We start from the raw sequence: 15,585 nt of genomic DNA, 5'->3' as shown, positions 1-15,585 counted from the left end.
TGCGCAGTCACCCTACATTTGCGAGGGAGTTCAGGAACCGGCCGACGGCCTCATCGAAGGCATCGGGGCGCTCTAGGTTGGCGAGATGGCCGACGCCGGGTAGCTCGACATATTCGGCCGAGGGAATGAATGTTGCTGTCTTCGCCATCATAGGCGCAGGCGCATTGTTGTCCTTGGAGCCGGACAGCAACAGCGTCGGGATGGTAATGTCCTTGAGTGAGCTGCGCTGATCGAAGCCGATCAAGGCCAGCATCACGGCGCGATAACTTGCCTCGGGTACGCTGCCCATGCACTCGCGCGCAAGCTCCATTCCCTTCGGATCAGGATCGTCGCCGACAAGCTCCTTCACCAGGGAGGGAGCCAGCGACTTCATCGTCTCGCCGCGATCGAGCGGCCCAAGCCGCGCCGCGATGAACGATTTCTGCCAGTCGCCGTCGGCCTTGCCGAAGGCCGGGCTGGTCTGCGCAAGGACGACCGCACGCGCCAGCTTCGGTGATTGCGTCAGCCATTTCTGGACGATCATGCCGCCGATTGAATGGCCGACGAGAACTGGCCCGGTCGCCCCAAGCTGCTCGATGAATTGCTGAAGCGCATCGGCCAGGGTCGCGATGCTGACGTTGGCGAGCGGCGCCGATCCGCCGTAGCCCGGCATGTCCCATGCAATCGCGCGGAATTGGGTGCCGAATCTGGCAAGCTGCTGTCGCCAGGCCCGTGCCGCGCCGCCAATGCCATGCAGGAAAATAAGGGGCGTCGCGTCCGGATCGCCCGCGGCTTCATAGGCGAAGCGGCCGTCTTTTGTTATCATTGGCGCAGGCTGCGACACGCGACATCCTTCTGCTTGGCCCGGCGATGCTAACAGGCCTGTGGGGGATGGGAAGCGATAATTTTATACTTAAAGCAATTTTCGGGCCGGCCTCTCGCGCGATAGCATTCGCGGCGTTGATCGGCACTTTCGTTGCAAAAACTTGAAGGTTAAAATATATCGAGGGAACGATCAGCAGATCCCAGGGAGCCAACGCATGTCCGGATTGCCGCACTCGCCGCACGCGCTGGTGACCGGTGGCGGTCGCGGCATCGGTCGCGCGATCGCGGCCTCTCTTGTCGGGGCAGGTGCGACCGTAACGGTGCTCGGCCGGAACGCCGCCGCTCTCGAAGAGGCGGTCGGGGCAGGCGCCGCGCACTTCGTGGCCGTTGCCGATGTCTCGGACGAGGCGTCGTTGAAAGCCGCCATCGCGCAAGCGAGCGCGCGACAGCCGATCGATATCCTGGTCGCCAACGCGGGCAGCGCTGAATCCGCGCCGTTTGCGAAATCCGACAGTGCAATGTTCGCGCGCATGATGGACGTCAACTTCATGGGCGTGGTCCATGCCATCAGCGCCGTTCTGCCGGGGATGAAGGATCGCCCCTATGGTCGCATTGTCGCAATTGCATCGACGGCCGGGCTCAAGGGCTATGCTTATGTCAGCGCCTACACGGCTGCCAAGCACGCCGTGGTTGGTCTCGTCCGTTCGCTTGCGCTGGAGATAGCCGGAAGCAACGTGACCGTGAACGCGGTCTGTCCTGGTTTCACCGATACCGATCTCGTCGCCGGCAGCATCGAGAACATCATGAAGAAGACCGGCAGGAGCCGCGACCAGGCGATCGCCGAGCTCGCGAAGCACAATCCGCAGGGACGGCTGATCACGCCTCAAGAGGTGGCAGACGCCGTGCTTTGGCTGTGCGGCGAGGGCGCTGGCGCGATCACAGGACAGGCGATCGCGGTTGCGGGCGGTGAGATCTAACGTGCATGGCGCAGGTGCGTAACAAGGAGCTTAAGGAGATCGCATGAGCAGACCAGCCAATCCTGTGACGGTGCCGCTCGCGGACTATTCGCCGCAGCACTTTCTGCTAGCTGTTGTCGACGGTGTTGCCAACGTGACGCTCAATCGTCCCGAGCGGAAGAATCCGCTGACCTTCGAAAGCTATCGGGAACTGACGGATTTCTTCCGCGCCTGCGCTTTCGACGATGCGGTGAAGGCCATCGTCGTCACCGGCGCCGGGGGTAATTTCTCGTCCGGCGGCGACGTGTTCGAGATCATCGGCCCGCTCGTGAAGATGGACACCAAGGGGCTGACGGCTTTCACGCGGATGACAGGTGACCTCGTCAAGGCGATGCGGGCCTGCCCGCAGCCGATCGTGGCCGCGGTCGAGGGCATCTGCGCCGGTGCCGGCGCGATCATCGCGATGGCATCGGACATGCGCCTCGCAGCGAGCGGCGCCAAGGTCGCGTTCCTGTTCAACAAGGTTGGTCTTGGTGGCTGCGACATGGGCGCCTGCGCGATCCTGCCGCGGATCATCGGACAGTCCCGCGCCTCCGAGCTGCTGTTTACCGGCCGGTTCATGACCGCGGAGGAGGGCGAGCGCTGGGGCTTCTTCAGCCGCATCGTCACGCCCGAGCAGGTACTGCCCCAGGCACAATTGCTGGCCAAGCAGGTCGCGGAAGGACCGACCTTCGGCAACACCATGACCAAGCGGATGCTGGCGATGGAGTGGGCGATGTCAGTGGAAGAGGCAATCGAGGCGGAAGCCGTTGCCCAGGCCCTGTGCATGACGACCGCCGATTTCGAACGGGCCTTTGAAGCTTTCGCCAACAAGGTCAAGCCGGTCTTCAGGGGGGATTGAGCCGCCAAGCCTTTCCTGCGGGAGGTCAGCAACGGGGACTTGCGCGGAATTATTTTAGGGTTAAAATAATTTCCGCCGGGTCATTTGGCGAGGCTCCCATGAAAGTCGCGATCATCGGTGGCGGACCTGCGGGTCTCTACGCAGCCATTCTGCTCAAGAAGCAGCGGCCGAGCGCCGACATCGCCGTATACGAGCGCAACCGGGCCGACGACACGTTCGGCTTCGGCGTGGTGTTCTCCGACGCCACGCTGGACAATTTTGAGAAGCATGATCTTCCGAGTTACCGCCGCATCACCCAGGAGTTCGCTTACTGGGACGATATCGCCGTACACTTCCGCGGCACGGTGCATCGGGTCGGCGGCAACGGCTTTTGCGGCTGCTCGCGGCAGAAACTGCTCATGATCCTCCAGGAGCGGGCGAGGGAGCTCGGCGTCGTCCTGCATTTCGAGGTGGACATCGACGACGAGTCCCGCTTCGCCGACGCCGATCTCGTTCTGCTCGCCGACGGCATCAACAGCCGCTTCCGCGAAAAATATGTCGAGCACTTCCAGCCGGAGGTGGACCTCCGCTCCAACAAGTTCGCCTGGATGGGATCGACCAGGCCACTCGACGCCTTCACATTCATCTTTCAGGAGACTGAGTGGGGTCCGTTCATTGCCCACGCCTATCAGTATGAAGCCGGGCACTCGACCTGGATTTTCGAGACCGATCCGGAGACGTTCGAGCGGGCAGGGCTGGCAGGGCTGAACGAGACCCAGTCCGCGGCGCGGATGGCAGAGATTTTTGGCTGGTTCCTCGACGGGCACAAGCTGCTCACCAACCGTTCGATGTGGCGCAACTTCCCGATGGTCCGCAGCAAGCGTTGGGTCAAGGACAACATGGTGCTGCTCGGAGACGCCAAGGCGAGCGCACATTTCTCGATCGGCTCCGGCACCAAGCTCGCGATGGAAGACGCGATCGCACTCGCCGATGCAATGGAGAGGGCGCCCAGCATCAAGGCAGCGCTGGAAGTCTATGAGCACGGCCGCCGCGAGGAGGTCGAGAAGACCCAGCACGCCGCCGACGTTTCGCTGGTCTGGTTCGAGCACGTCGACCGCTTCTGGGATTTCGATCCCGTGCAATTCGCCTTCGGCGTTATGACGAGGTCGAAGGCGATCACCTATGACAACCTGAAGCTCCGCGCTCCGGATTTCGTGGCTGAGGTCGAGAAGTCGTTTGCCAGGCAGGTTCGCGACAGCGGCTTCGACGTCGACACAGAAAAGCCGATCGTGCCGCTGTTCCAGCCATTCCGCCTGCGCGAGATGGAGATCGCCAACCGGGCTGTGGTGTCGCCGATGTGCATGTATTCGGCGAAGGAGGGAGTCCCGACCGATTTCCACCTGGTGCATTACGGTTCGCGGGCGATCGGTGGTGCCGGCCTGATCTTCACCGAGATGACCTGCGTCAGCCGAGACGCCCGGATCACGCCTGGCTGCGCCGGCCTGTGGAACGATGAGCAGGAGGTGGCTTGGCGGCGCATCGTGGATTTCGTCCACGGCAATTCGGCCACAAGAATCTGCCTGCAGCTGGGCCACGCCGGCCGCAAGGGCGCCACCAAGCTGATGTGGGACGGCATGGACCGTCCCCTGGACGAGGGCGGCTGGGAGGTGTTCTCGGCATCGCCGCTGCCTTATTTTCCGGACAGCCAGGTCCCGCACGAGCTCGACCGTGCCGGCATGAACGCGGTGAGGGACGCCTTCGTCGCAGCTGCCGAGCGCGGCGAGCGCTGTGGCTTCGACATGCTCGAATTGCACTGCGCCCATGGCTATCTGCTCGCGAGCTTCATCTCCCCGCTGACGAACACCCGCACGGACGACTATGGCGGCTCACTCGAAAACCGCCTGCGCTTTCCGCTCGAAATCTTCGAAGCGCTGCGGGCGGTGTGGCCGTCGCACAAGCCGATGTCGGTGCGTATTTCCGCGACCGACTGGGCGGACGGCGGCATCACCGGCGACGATGCGGTTGCGATTGCGCGCGCCTTTGCCGAGGCTGGCGTCGATCTCGTCGACGTCTCGACCGGGCAGACCGTGCGTGATGCGCAGCCGGTCTACGGCCGCATGTTCCAGACGCCGTTTTCCGACCAGGTCCGTAACGAGGCGCGTGTCGCCACCATGTGCGTCGGCAACATCACGACCGCGGACCAGGCCAACACCATTTTGGCGGCCGGCCGGGCGGATCTCGTCGCGCTTGGCCGGCCGCATCTGGTGGATCCCTTCTTTACCATGAGGGCGGCGGCCTGGTACGGGGCAAACGATGCGTTCTGTCCGCCGCAATACCTCCCCGGAAAAGATCAGATTTTCCGCAACAGCGTGCGCGACAGGCAGGATCTCGAGGAGCTGAGAATTAAGGCTAAGCCCAAGACCCGGGCCGAGCTCAAGGCGGAGGCGACAAAGCCGCTTGCGGCGGAGTGATCGCCCGTGCGACGTTAACCCCGTTGCCTAGGTATTGAGTGGAGTAAGGGCGATGAAGGCGATTATCGTCGGTGGCGGTATCGGTGGTCTCACCACGGCATTGATGCTGCGCTCGCGCGGCCTGGACTGCGAGATCTTCGAGCAGGCCGATACAATCCGCGAGCTCGGCGTCGGCATCAACACGTTGCCGCATGCGATGCGCGAACTCGCCGGCCTCGGTCTGCTTCAGAAACTCGACGACGTCGCGATCCGCACCGACCAGCTCTATTACCTCAATCGCCACGGTCAGGAGGTCTGGCGCGAAGCCCGCGGCATCGACGCCGGCCACGATGTGCCGCAATTCTCGATCCACCGGGGTCGGCTTCAGGGCGTCATCCATCGCGCTGTCGAGGAGCGGCTCGGCCCCGCAGCAATCCACACCGGCTGCCGGCTCGGCGCTTTCACGCAGGACGAGGGCGGTGTCACCGCCTATTTCTTCGACCGCACGGGTGTGCACATCCATACTGCGCGCGGCGATATCCTGATCGGCGCTGACGGCATCCATTCACGCGTTCGCGACACGCTGTTCCCGAACGAGGGACCGCCGTGCTGGAACGGCCTGATGCTATGGCGCGGTGCGCGCGATTGGCCGCTGTTCCTCACCGGCAAGTCGATGATCGTGGCCGGTGGCCTCAATGCCAAGGTGGTGATCTATCCGATCGCGGAAGGATCGAGCCCCGCGAGCCGCCTCACCAACTGGGCAGTGCTGGTGAAGGTCGGCGAGGGCAATGCCCCGCCGCCGCGGAAAGAGGATTGGTCGCGGCCCGGCCGGCGCGAGGAACTGATGCCGCACGTCGCACGCTTCTCCGTGCCCTATATCGACGTGAGGAGCCTGATCTCGGCAACGCCCGAATTCTACGAATATCCAACCTGCGACCGCGATCCCTTGCCCTATTGGTCGTCTGGGCGCGTCACGCTGCTCGGCGACGCCGCGCATCCGATGTATCCGGTAGGCTCGAACGGTGCATCTCAGGCCATCCTCGACGCGCGCTGCATTGCCGATGCGCTGGTGCGCGCCGAGCATCCCCGCCAGGCGCTGCTCGAATACGAGAAGAAGCGCCTGCCCATGACCGCCGACATCGTCCGCTCCAACCGGCGCGGCGGCCCCGAAGGCGTCATCGACGCGGTCGAGCAGCTCGCGCCCGATGGTTTCGACAATGTCGACAACGTGCTGAGCTATTCCCAGCGCGAGGCGATCGTGCGCGGCTATGCTACCAAGGCCGGCTTCGCCGCGGTGCCGGGACTTGCGGCGGTGCGCGCTTAAAGCTAGCCGCCGGGTGGCGGCGGCAGGAAGTGGATGTTGAACTCGGCGGCCATCGCCACCACATCCTCGGGCTTTTGTTCCTTCATGTTGTGAAGGCCCCAGAACAGGTCGAACAGTTTTTTGGTCGGCGAGACCCAGAACAGCACCTTTGCGGTCTGCTCCGACTTGTTGAAGATGCCGTGCGGCACGCCCATGCCGAGGCGGATCAGATCGCCCGCGGTCGCCTGCGACTCCGAATTGCCGAGCACGAAGTCGAGCTTGCCTTCGAGCATGTAGAGATACTCATCCTGATCGGGATGGATGTGCGGCGGCACGAACGTGCCCGGCGGCAATGTCGCGTGCCAGGAGAAGCTGTGCTCGGTATTGCTCTTCGGCACATAGGTCTGGCCGAGGATGTTCCAGGAGATGCCCTGGATCCCCTCATTGGCACGCGTGATGCCGGTGATTTCGCTCTTCATTGCAGTCCTCCCGTAACGCGATGCGGCCTAGTTTGCCGCCTTGCAGTCCTTGGCATAGCGGTCGCCATAATTCTCGAAGACCTTCTGAACGATCTCGGTCTGGAACTTGCCGTCCGCACGCTTGGCGACCTTGGTCAGGTAAAAATCCTGGATCGGATAACCGTTGGTGTTGAACTTGAAGGCGCCGCGCAGCGAGGTGAAGTCGGCCTTCTTCAGCGCAGCCCCGACTGCATCCTTGTTCGAGAGATCGCCTTTCGCGGCCTTGACCGCGCTGTCGATCAGCATCGCGGCGTCATAGGCCTGGAAAGCGTAGGTGCCGGGCACGACGTTATAGGCGGCCTCATAGGCCGCGACGAATTTCTTGTTCTGGGGATTGTCGAGATTGGGCGCCCAGTTCGCGCCGCCGAACATGCCGACGGCCGCATCCTGCTGCGCCGGCAGCGTCGATTCATCCACCGTGAAAGCCGAGAGCACCGGAATTGTGTCGGCAAGGCCGGCTTGCCGGTATTGCTTGACGAGATTGACGCCGAGGCCACCCGGCATGAACGTGAACAGTGCATCGGGCTTCTGCGACGAGATCTTGGAAAGCTCCGGCTGGAAGTCCAGCGTGTTCAGCGGCATGTAGGATTCCTCGACGATCTCGCCCTTGTAGTCGAGCTTGAAACCCGCCACCGAATCCTTGCCGGCCTGATAGTTCGGCACCATCAGGTACATGCGCTTGTAGCCACGATCCTGCGCGACCTTGCCGAGGATCTCATGGACCTGGTCGTTCTGATAGGACGTCACATAGAAGAACGGGTTGCAGTCCTTGCCGGCGAACGTCGACGGGCCTGCGTTGGGGCTGATCAGGAACGTCTTGGACTCCGTCACGGGGCGGTGGATCGCCTGGAGGATGTTGGAGAAGATCGGGCCGACCACGAAGTCGACCTTGTCGCGCTCCAGGAGGCCCTTGACCTTCGTGACCGCTGCGTCCGGCTTCAATTCGTCGTCGGCGACGATCACCTCGACATCGCGCCCGCCCATCTTGCCGCCGAGGTCCTTCACTGCGAGCGCAAAGCCGTCGCGGACCTGCTGGCCGAGCGCGGCGGCGGGGCCCGACAGGGTCACGACCACTCCCAGCTTGATCTTCTCCTGGGCGAGGGAAGGGCTCACCGCGGTGCCGAGCAGCACGGCGGCTGCGGCCAAGGTCATTTGCGTCTTCATGATGTGTCCCCCGTGACGATCGGGCTTGCGCCGCAAGCCGCGTACTCCAATCCAAGCTTATGCTGATGATGGCGGCCGCGGCAAGCAAGCTCAAGCACGCGCGAGGCGTCGCCATCCTGCGGGCAGAGGCGCATGCAAGCGGCGCGCCAATTATTTGAAGCCTAAAGAAACTCTGGTGCGGTCGATTGTTGCAGCTTTTGGCTTGCGGCCGGGGCCGATTTATTTGAAGCTCAAAACGTTGGGGAATCCGAGCCGGCGCCAATGCCGGCCGTGAGTGATTGCATCGAGATGCTCGATTCCGAGACCAAGGCCGTCGAGACGCCGGAGGACCATGCCGAAGAGCTTCGGCTGTGGTTGCGTCTGCTCACCTGCACGACCCTGATCGAGGGCGAAGTCCGCGGCCGCCTGCGGCAGCGCTTCGACGTCACGCTGCCCCGGTTCGACCTGATGGCGCAGCTCGACAAGGCGCCCGACGGCATGACGCTGTCAGACGTCTCCAAGCGCATGATGGTGTCCAACGGCAACGTCACCGGCCTCGTCGAGCGCCTCGTGGAGTCGGGTCATCTCGACCGCCGCACCTCGGAGACGGACCGCCGCGTCCAGGTGATCCGCCTCACGAAGCTGGGCCGCGCCGAGTTCCGCAGGATGGCTGCGGAGCACGAGACCTGGATTGCCGATCTGTTCGCCGACCTGACCCCGAAGGATGTCCGCGAATTGATGCGCCTTCTCGCCAAGACCAAGGCTTCGGCGCAGAAATCGGCCGGTCGCCGCCGGCCGTAGATCCGCCAGCGGGACACGCCGGCCAGTCCCACCTTGCCGCAGGAAAATGCATGGGATGCCCAAAATCCGCTATTGCGCCAAATTGTTTTAAGCCTAAAATGTTTCCCAGATAGTGCTGCCGGGTGCTTTCCATGCTGAAAGGAGCGTGCGATGGCCAACGCCGCGAAGGTTCAAGTGTCGGGCTCGCATGACGGCAACGCCGCGACGGCCCACGTCGATACATTCGCGCGGCAGCATCTGCCGCCGCGAGAGCTTTGGCCCGAATTCACTTTCACCCGGCCGGAGCTGCACTATCCGCCGCGATTGAATTGCGTCGGCTATTTTCTCGACCGCTGGATCGAGCAGGGCCACGGCGACGCGCCCTGCGTCATCAGCCCCGCCGTCAGCTACAGCTATCGCGAGTTACAAGCGCTCGTGAACCGCATCGCCAACGTGCTGGTTCGCAAGCTTGGCCTCGTCACCGGCGCACGCGTGCTGCTGCGCTCTGCCAACAATCCGATGATGGTCGCGACTTACCTGGCGGTAATCAAGGCCGGCGGCATCGTGGTGGCGACCATGCCTCTGCTGCGCGCCAAGGAGCTGGCTTATCCGATCCAGAAGGCGGAGATCACGCTCGCGCTCTGCGATGGAAAACTCTCGGAGGAGATGCAGAAAGCGAAAGCGGCGGCACCCGATCTCAAGCACGTGGTCTATTGGGGCAATGGCGCAGGCGACTCGCTCGAGGCGTTGATTGCGGATGCGAGCCCGGAGTTCAAGGCGGTCGATACCGCCTCCGATGACGTCTGCCTGATCGCCTTCACGTCGGGCACGACGGGTGACCCCAAGGGCACCATGCATTTCCATCGTGATATGCTGGCGGTCTGCGACGGCTATGCGCACAATATCTTGAGAGCGGAGCAGAAAGATCGCTTCGTCGGTTCGGCGCCGCTCGCCTTCACCTTCGGCTTCGGCGGCGTGCTGTTTCCGATGCATATCGGCGCGTCTTTCGTCGTGCTGGAGAAGACGACACCGGACGACATGCTGTCGGCGATCGAGCAGTACAAGACGACGGTCTGCTTTACGGCGCCGACGGCCTACCGCGCGATGATCGGCAAACTTGCCGGCCGCGACATCTCCTCACTGCGCAAATGCGTCTCAGCCGGCGAGACGTTGCCCAAGCCCACATTCGACGCCTGGCTCAAGGCCACCGGCATCAAGCTGATGGACGGCATCGGCTCGACCGAGCTGCTGCACATCTTCATCAGTGCGACCGAAGACGAGATTCGCCCCGGTGCGACGGGCAAGCCCGTACCGGGCTATGAGGCAAAGATCGTCGATGACGACGGCAATGACCTGCCGCCGGGCACGATGGGGCGGCTCGCCGTGCGCGGGCCGACCGGCTGCCGCTATCTCGCCGACGAGCGGCAGCGCAAATATGTCCAGAACGGCTGGAATATCACCGGCGATACCTATCTGATGGATAGCGACGGCTACTTCTGGTACCAGTCGCGTTCCGATGACATGATCGTCTCGGCCGGGTACAACATCGCGGGCACGGATGTGGAGGCGGCGCTGCTCACGCATCCATCCGTGGCCGAGTGCGGCGTCGTCGGTGCGCCGGACGAGGCGCGTGGCATGATCGTGAAGGCTTATGTCATCGTCGCACCCGGTGTGACGCCGGACGCTCAGCTCGCAGCCGAGTTGCAGGAGCATGTCAAACGCGAGATTGCGCCGTACAAATATCCGCGCGCGATCGAGTTCGTGACGCAGCTGCCGAAGACCGAGACCGGCAAGTTGAAGCGATTTGCCCTGCGGCAATTGGCGCAGGCGGCAGCGACGTCCTCTGGCGTCGCGGCGGAGTGAGAGAAGGATGGAGAATTGTCCGTGACGACGCCGAAAGGCCCGCACCTCGCGGTGCTGCCAACAGCAGCCGAGGGCGAAACCGGCTCCAGGGTGCAGGTGCTCCAGCCGTCCGGCTGGCCGGTGCCGAAAGGCTATGCCAACGGCATGGCCGCCGAGGGACGTATCGTCGTCACCGGCGGCGTGATCGGCTGGGATGCCGAGGAGCGTCTTGCTGACGGCTTTGTCGCGCAGGTGCGGCAGACCCTAAGCAATATCGCCGAGATTCTCGCGGAGGCCGGCGCGCGGCCCGAGCATCTCGTGCGCCTGACCTGGTATGTCGTCGATATGGACGAGTACCTGGCGAACCTGAAGGAGCTCGGCAAGGTCTACCGTGCCATCTTCGGTGCGCACTATCCCGCGATGGCGCTGGTGCAGGTCGTCCGCCTCGTCGAGAAGGCGGCGCGAGTCGAGATCGAAGCCACCGCTGTCATTCCCCGCTGAGCCGTTTTGGGCCTCAGCTGGCCTTGGCGAGATCGTCGTCCTCGGGCGAGTTGAGATAGACCCCGGTCATGGTGTCGACCCAGCACAGATGGTCGTGCACCTTCTTGACGCCCTCGATGTTCTCCGCCGCGACGACGGCGGCTTGCCGTGCACGTTCCTCGGTGATGACGCCGCTGAGATGAACGATGCCGTCGCGAACGATGACATTCAGCCCGAACGGGCACCAGTCGTTCTTCTCCATGGTGTCGATGATGCGGCTGCGAATGTGATCGTCATCGGCCGTCGGATCCGGCACCTCGCGGGCGAGGCCCGCGACGGCCTGCAACAGATTGGTGCGGGAGACGATGCCGACGACTTTGTCGCCGCGCACCACCGGCAGGCGCTTCACGTTGTTCCGCTCCATGAGATCGACGATCTCTGCAAGCGCCGTATCCTCGGTGATGGTCACGGGCGAGACAGTCATCACTTCCGCGACCTTGCGACCATGTTCGTGCACGAAGTCGCTGGCGGATGTACCGGGGCCGAGAATGAACCGCAGCCAGCGGCCGCGCTTGCGCCCGGTGCCGATTTCGCTGCGGCGGATGAAGTCGCCTTCCGAGACCACGCCGACCAGCTTGCCGGCATCGTCGACCACCGTGAGGCCGCTGATATGCCGGTTCAGCATGATGTTTGCGGCTTCGACGATGCTGGTGTCGGGGGTCACCGAGATAACCGACCGGGTCATGATCTGGTGGGCGCGCATGGTGGGCTCCGCAAGTTCACACTGATATCGATGTGTGGAGCTTAGATCACCGGCAGGAAGGTGATTTGACCCAGGTCAAGCCGGGTTGGCCCGCACCTAATCCTCGGGCTCTGCATTCGGCGCGAGGTCGGAGGAACGGAACGGCTTGGCCTTGGCCAGTTTCCGGTAGGCTTCCGAGGCGGTCCGCAACAGCTTCTTTTCCCGCTTGCGGTTGAGGAAGCGAATGCCCGCTCCGGGAACGGCCTCGTTCAATGACGCTGCCAGCGTTTGCCCGCGCGCATCGTCGTTCAATTGTCCGAGGGATTTCTGCGCCTTGCGCAATTGCTTGAGGATCGACTTCTGCTTCGTCAGCGATTCGTCGGCGAACAGGTCCTGAAGCGACTCGACCGAATAGGTCATCCGCTTGTTGAGAAGCCGTAGCTTGTGTCGTTTCTCGACGTCGAGCTTGTTGAGCTTCCGGGCCTTCTTGAGCAGTGTCTTTTCCCACTCTGTCAGCCGCGCCGTCGCGTGGTCGGCGAGCGAGCAGCGGCGCAGCCTGATGGCTTCCTTGGTGCGCCTGGTCGACCAGGGACCGCTCTCGATCCAGCTGGAGGTCTGCTCGACCAGGCGGCGATAGCGCGCGGATTGCAGGGCGCGCGTCAGCAGGCGATGGCTCTCGGCGCGCTTCTCGTCCCAGTGCTGAAGCTCCGCGATCACGTCAAGCTCGCCGCCGCTGTCGGCGATGACGCGGTCGATCGCGACGTCGAGGTCCCTGACCATGCCGAGCTGGCTGTTCAGCCATTTCAGCTCGGTCCAGACCTGCGGCCGCAGCCCGTCATCGACCATCGGCGAGAAGAAGCGGATGGCGGTGCGCAGATGCGTCAGTGCGATCCGGATCTGATGCAGCGCCTCGGGATCACCGCGGCATGTGCCGTCATGCTGGGTGAGGACGGCATCGAGATGACGGCGGGCAATGATCCGGAATGCGGTGTCGCAGGCCATGCCGGGGCTGAGGCGGCCGGGCAGGGCACTCCGCCGCGCCGCAGGCTTGGCGCGCGCGGTCGCCGTCGAACTCGTGGTGGGTCGCGCCATCCTTGCCCGCGCCAATCAGATTGCCTTACTTGCCCTCAGCGATCGCGTCCCGGCAGCGCTGGAGCGTCTGCTCTGGTGTCCCGGATGCATCGATGGTCGCCCAACCGACATGGCCGATATTATAGTGCTCTTGCTGCGCGGCAACCTCTTGCGTGGCGTCGGATGCGTCTCCCCGGCGGCTTCCGATTCGCGCCTGCCGGGTCGCGAGATCCGCGACGAGGAAAAGTCCGCTGAGTGGCACGCCGCACGCGCGAGCCAGGGCGGCCAATTGGTCCCGTTCGAATTCGCGCGCAAAGACGGCGTCGACGACGGCGGAATGGCCTTGCGCCAGCACCCGCCGGGCGCGCTGCACGAGCATGTCGTACACCTGTGCTGTGACCTCGGGGCGGTACGTGGACGACGGCAGCCGCTCGGTATGCCCCACCTGAAACAACTGCTTGCGAATGATGTCGCTGCGCAGCACGACGGCGCCCGGTTGCGGCAGCACAGCGGCCGCCAGCGCGCGGGCGAGCACGGATTTCCCGGTGCCCGACAGTCCACCGACCGCGATCAGGCGGGGAGCGGGGGGATGGATCAACGCCCGGGCGAGGCCGAAATAGCGGCGCGCCTCGTCGAGAACCGCAGGGCCGTCGGCATCGGGCCGCTCCAGCCGCGCCAGCGCCACCTGCGCACGGATCGCCGCGCGAATGGACATGAACAATGGCAGCGCCGCCAGGGCGTCGAGCGTCTCGTCGGCCGCCGACATCAGATACTGGTTCAGGACGGTATTGGCCGCGACCGACTGGTCGTGGCGCAGCAGGTCCATCAGCGTGAACGCAAGATCGTAGAGCACGTCCACGGTCGCCATCTGCGCGTCGAATTCGATCGCATCGAACAGGACGGGCTGCCGGTCGACCAGAACGATGTTGGCAAGATGCAGATCGCCGTGGCAGCGGCGCACGAAGCCTTTGTGGGCGCGCTCCACGAGCGTCGCACGGACGCGCAGGAATGCCTGGTGTGAGGCTTCGCCAAGCTGATCGACCTCTGCCGCTTCGAAATGGCCACCGACGCGCAGGCCATTGGTGTTGCCATCGATCAGAGCGGGAACGGACGTCATCCACGCAGCGCCATCCGCGACCATCGCTCTCGCATGCGACGCTGCGATTGCATCTGCGACGGCCTGGGCCAGCTCCACGTCCATCGGGCCGGCCTTTGCCAGATGGTCCAGCGTTTGGTCTTCGTCGAAGCGGGACATGTCGACTGCATACTCGACCGGCCGGCCGCGGCCGTCGATCTTGATCGATCCATCCGGCTCCTCCGTGATCGCCACGACGCGGTGATAGATCTGCGGCGCGAGCGGTCGGTTGATCCTGATCTCCTCCTCGCAGGCCGCCTTGCGCCTTTCGAGGGTCGAATAGTCGAGGAATGGAAACTTGACGGTCCGCTTGATCTTCAGCGCGCGGCGCCCGTCGAGAAGCACCGACGCCGCGTGCGTGTCGATTCGCTTCACGCCGGGACGCACGCTCAGAGCTTGGAAGACCCGTTCCTGGGTGGCAGAATCGTCCGTCATCTCTGCGAGCATATCCAGATGCTTCGGCGGTGAGGCAACAGGCTAACCTTTAGAGTCGGATCGGGGCGAGTCCTTGACTTCCGTCAAGGTCTGTCGTCGGCTGCGTGATGTTTTCCCGCCTTGAGCAGGATCAAGCGTTCCGACAAAAGGCGGCCTATCCTGACCGGCAAGGAGAATTCCGATGCCCATCAAGGATGTCTTTCTGCCGCTTGTCGGCCAGCCGCGCGGACCGGCCCTCGTGGCGATCGAGAAATGCGTGGCTGTCGCCGCCGACCTCGGCGCCAGGATCACCGCGCTCGCGCTGGAAGACGAGGTTTTCGTTCGTCCGGCGGTCGTGCTCCCGACTGATCTGGAATCCGCCGAGGCTGCGGGCGCGCGCGACGTGGGCGACATGCAGCAACTCCTCAACGCCTTCACCCACGCGGCATCCCGCGCCAACATTCGGGCCCAAAGCCGTTCGGGCAAGGTGCCGGCGGACCAGATGGCGTCGATCCTGGCCGAGCAGGCGCGCTTCAGCGATCTCACGCTGATCCCCGTGAAGCCGCACGACAGTCGAACGGAGCACATCATCGAGACATTCCTGTTTGAATCCGGCCGGCCGCTGCTGCTGTGTCCGGAACAGCGTGCGGACGAGCTGCGAGGTGAGTTCGAGAACGTCATGATCGCCTGGGACCATTCCGCCCGTGCCGCGCGGGCGGTCGGCGACGCGCTGCCCATTCTTCAGGCTGCGGCATCCGTCCGGGTGGTCACGGTGGCGGACGACAAGACCGATGCGATCATGAAATCGGGAACCGCGCTCGTCGACCATCTGCGGGAACACGGGGTCTACGCCTCGTTCGAGACCGTGAAAGGCGGCGGCAGCTCGACCGGTAAGGTGCTCGGAAGTTGGGCGAATTCCCATGCTATGGATGCGATGGTGATGGGCGCCTACCATCATTCGCGCCTGAACGAGATCGTCTGGGGTGGTGTGACAAAGACCATCATTGGCCAGCCACCGTGCTGGGTTATGATCTCGCACTAGGCGCATTGCCGATTTATCGGCCTGA

Annotated in this window: 14 protein-coding genes; 8 read left to right on the top strand and 6 right to left on the bottom strand. The window is 63.8% G+C overall.

From position 1 onward, the window contains the following. Positions 1-7: 7 nt before the first annotated feature. On the bottom strand, positions 8-823 hold the full coding sequence (locus NLM15_RS30640; protein WP_254121502.1) for an alpha/beta fold hydrolase: 816 nt from the start codon (positions 821-823) through the stop codon (positions 8-10). A 196-nt stretch (positions 824-1,019) separates the two neighbouring features. Here NLM15_RS30640 and NLM15_RS30635 point away from each other — a divergent pair, with 196 nt between their 5' ends. The 4 genes from NLM15_RS30635 (at position 1,020) to NLM15_RS30620 (ending at position 6,414) form a co-directional block, all read left to right on the top strand. Next, on the top strand, positions 1,020-1,781 hold the full coding sequence (locus NLM15_RS30635) for an SDR family NAD(P)-dependent oxidoreductase (RefSeq protein WP_254121501.1): 762 nt from the start codon (positions 1,020-1,022) through the stop codon (positions 1,779-1,781). Positions 1,782-1,824: 43 nt separating this feature from the next. Continuing rightward, a complete protein-coding gene (locus NLM15_RS30630; protein ID WP_254121500.1) occupies positions 1,825-2,661 on the top strand; it encodes an enoyl-CoA hydratase family protein in 837 nt (278 codons plus the stop codon). A gap of 98 nt (positions 2,662-2,759) precedes the next feature. Continuing rightward, positions 2,760-5,111, top strand: a complete 2,352-nt coding sequence (locus NLM15_RS30625) for a bifunctional salicylyl-CoA 5-hydroxylase/oxidoreductase (RefSeq protein ID WP_254121499.1) — start codon at positions 2,760-2,762, stop codon at positions 5,109-5,111. A 52-nt stretch (positions 5,112-5,163) separates the two neighbouring features. Next, the gene (locus tag NLM15_RS30620) at positions 5,164-6,414 is read left to right on the top strand and encodes a flavin-dependent oxidoreductase (protein ID WP_254121498.1); all 1,251 of its coding nucleotides are present in this window, start codon (positions 5,164-5,166) and stop codon (positions 6,412-6,414) included. A gap of 2 nt (positions 6,415-6,416) precedes the next feature. Here NLM15_RS30620 and NLM15_RS30615 read toward each other — a convergent pair whose 3' ends face one another. After that, positions 6,417-6,872 (bottom strand): cupin domain-containing protein, encoded by a 456-nt coding sequence (locus tag NLM15_RS30615; protein ID WP_254121497.1) that lies wholly within the window; start codon positions 6,870-6,872, stop codon positions 6,417-6,419. Between the two features lie 27 nt (positions 6,873-6,899). Next, positions 6,900-8,075, bottom strand: coding sequence for an ABC transporter substrate-binding protein (locus NLM15_RS30610; RefSeq protein ID WP_254121496.1), 1,176 nt, complete (start codon positions 8,073-8,075; stop codon positions 6,900-6,902). 261 nt (positions 8,076-8,336) lie between these two features. Between NLM15_RS30610 and NLM15_RS30605 the strand changes: the two genes are divergently transcribed. The 3 genes from NLM15_RS30605 (at position 8,337) to NLM15_RS30595 (ending at position 11,177) form a co-directional block, all read left to right on the top strand. After that, complete coding sequence (locus NLM15_RS30605; protein ID WP_254121495.1) at positions 8,337-8,855, top strand: MarR family winged helix-turn-helix transcriptional regulator; 519 nt, start codon at positions 8,337-8,339, stop codon at positions 8,853-8,855. A gap of 150 nt (positions 8,856-9,005) precedes the next feature. Next, on the top strand, positions 9,006-10,697 hold the full coding sequence (locus NLM15_RS30600; RefSeq protein WP_254121494.1) for a benzoate-CoA ligase family protein: 1,692 nt from the start codon (positions 9,006-9,008) through the stop codon (positions 10,695-10,697). A 21-nt stretch (positions 10,698-10,718) separates the two neighbouring features. Further along, positions 10,719-11,177 (top strand): RidA family protein, encoded by a 459-nt coding sequence (locus NLM15_RS30595; RefSeq protein WP_375166883.1) that lies wholly within the window; start codon positions 10,719-10,721, stop codon positions 11,175-11,177. A 13-nt stretch (positions 11,178-11,190) separates the two neighbouring features. Here NLM15_RS30595 and NLM15_RS30590 read toward each other — a convergent pair whose 3' ends face one another. The 3 genes from NLM15_RS30590 to NLM15_RS30580 all read right to left on the bottom strand — a co-directional run bounded on the left by NLM15_RS30590 (position 11,191) and on the right by NLM15_RS30580 (position 14,539). Further along, entirely contained in the window at positions 11,191-11,919 is a 729-nt protein-coding gene (locus NLM15_RS30590; RefSeq protein WP_254121492.1) for a CBS domain-containing protein, read from the bottom strand. A 96-nt stretch (positions 11,920-12,015) separates the two neighbouring features. Continuing rightward, positions 12,016-12,990 (bottom strand): CHAD domain-containing protein, encoded by a 975-nt coding sequence (locus NLM15_RS30585; protein WP_254121491.1) that lies wholly within the window; start codon positions 12,988-12,990, stop codon positions 12,016-12,018. A 25-nt stretch (positions 12,991-13,015) separates the two neighbouring features. Continuing rightward, positions 13,016-14,539, bottom strand: a complete 1,524-nt coding sequence (locus tag NLM15_RS30580; RefSeq protein ID WP_254124502.1) for a bifunctional aminoglycoside phosphotransferase/ATP-binding protein — start codon at positions 14,537-14,539, stop codon at positions 13,016-13,018. Positions 14,540-14,720: 181 nt separating this feature from the next. Between NLM15_RS30580 and NLM15_RS30575 the strand changes: the two genes are divergently transcribed. Next, a complete protein-coding gene (locus NLM15_RS30575) occupies positions 14,721-15,560 on the top strand; it encodes a universal stress protein (RefSeq protein ID WP_254121490.1) in 840 nt (279 codons plus the stop codon). The last annotated feature ends 25 nt before the right edge of the window (positions 15,561-15,585 follow it).

Origin of the sequence: Bradyrhizobium sp. CCGB20 (genome assembly GCF_024199855.1) — a bacterium.
Taxonomy (GTDB): domain Bacteria; phylum Pseudomonadota; class Alphaproteobacteria; order Rhizobiales; family Xanthobacteraceae; genus Bradyrhizobium.
This window is presented reverse-complemented; position numbering and strand designations above follow the sequence as displayed.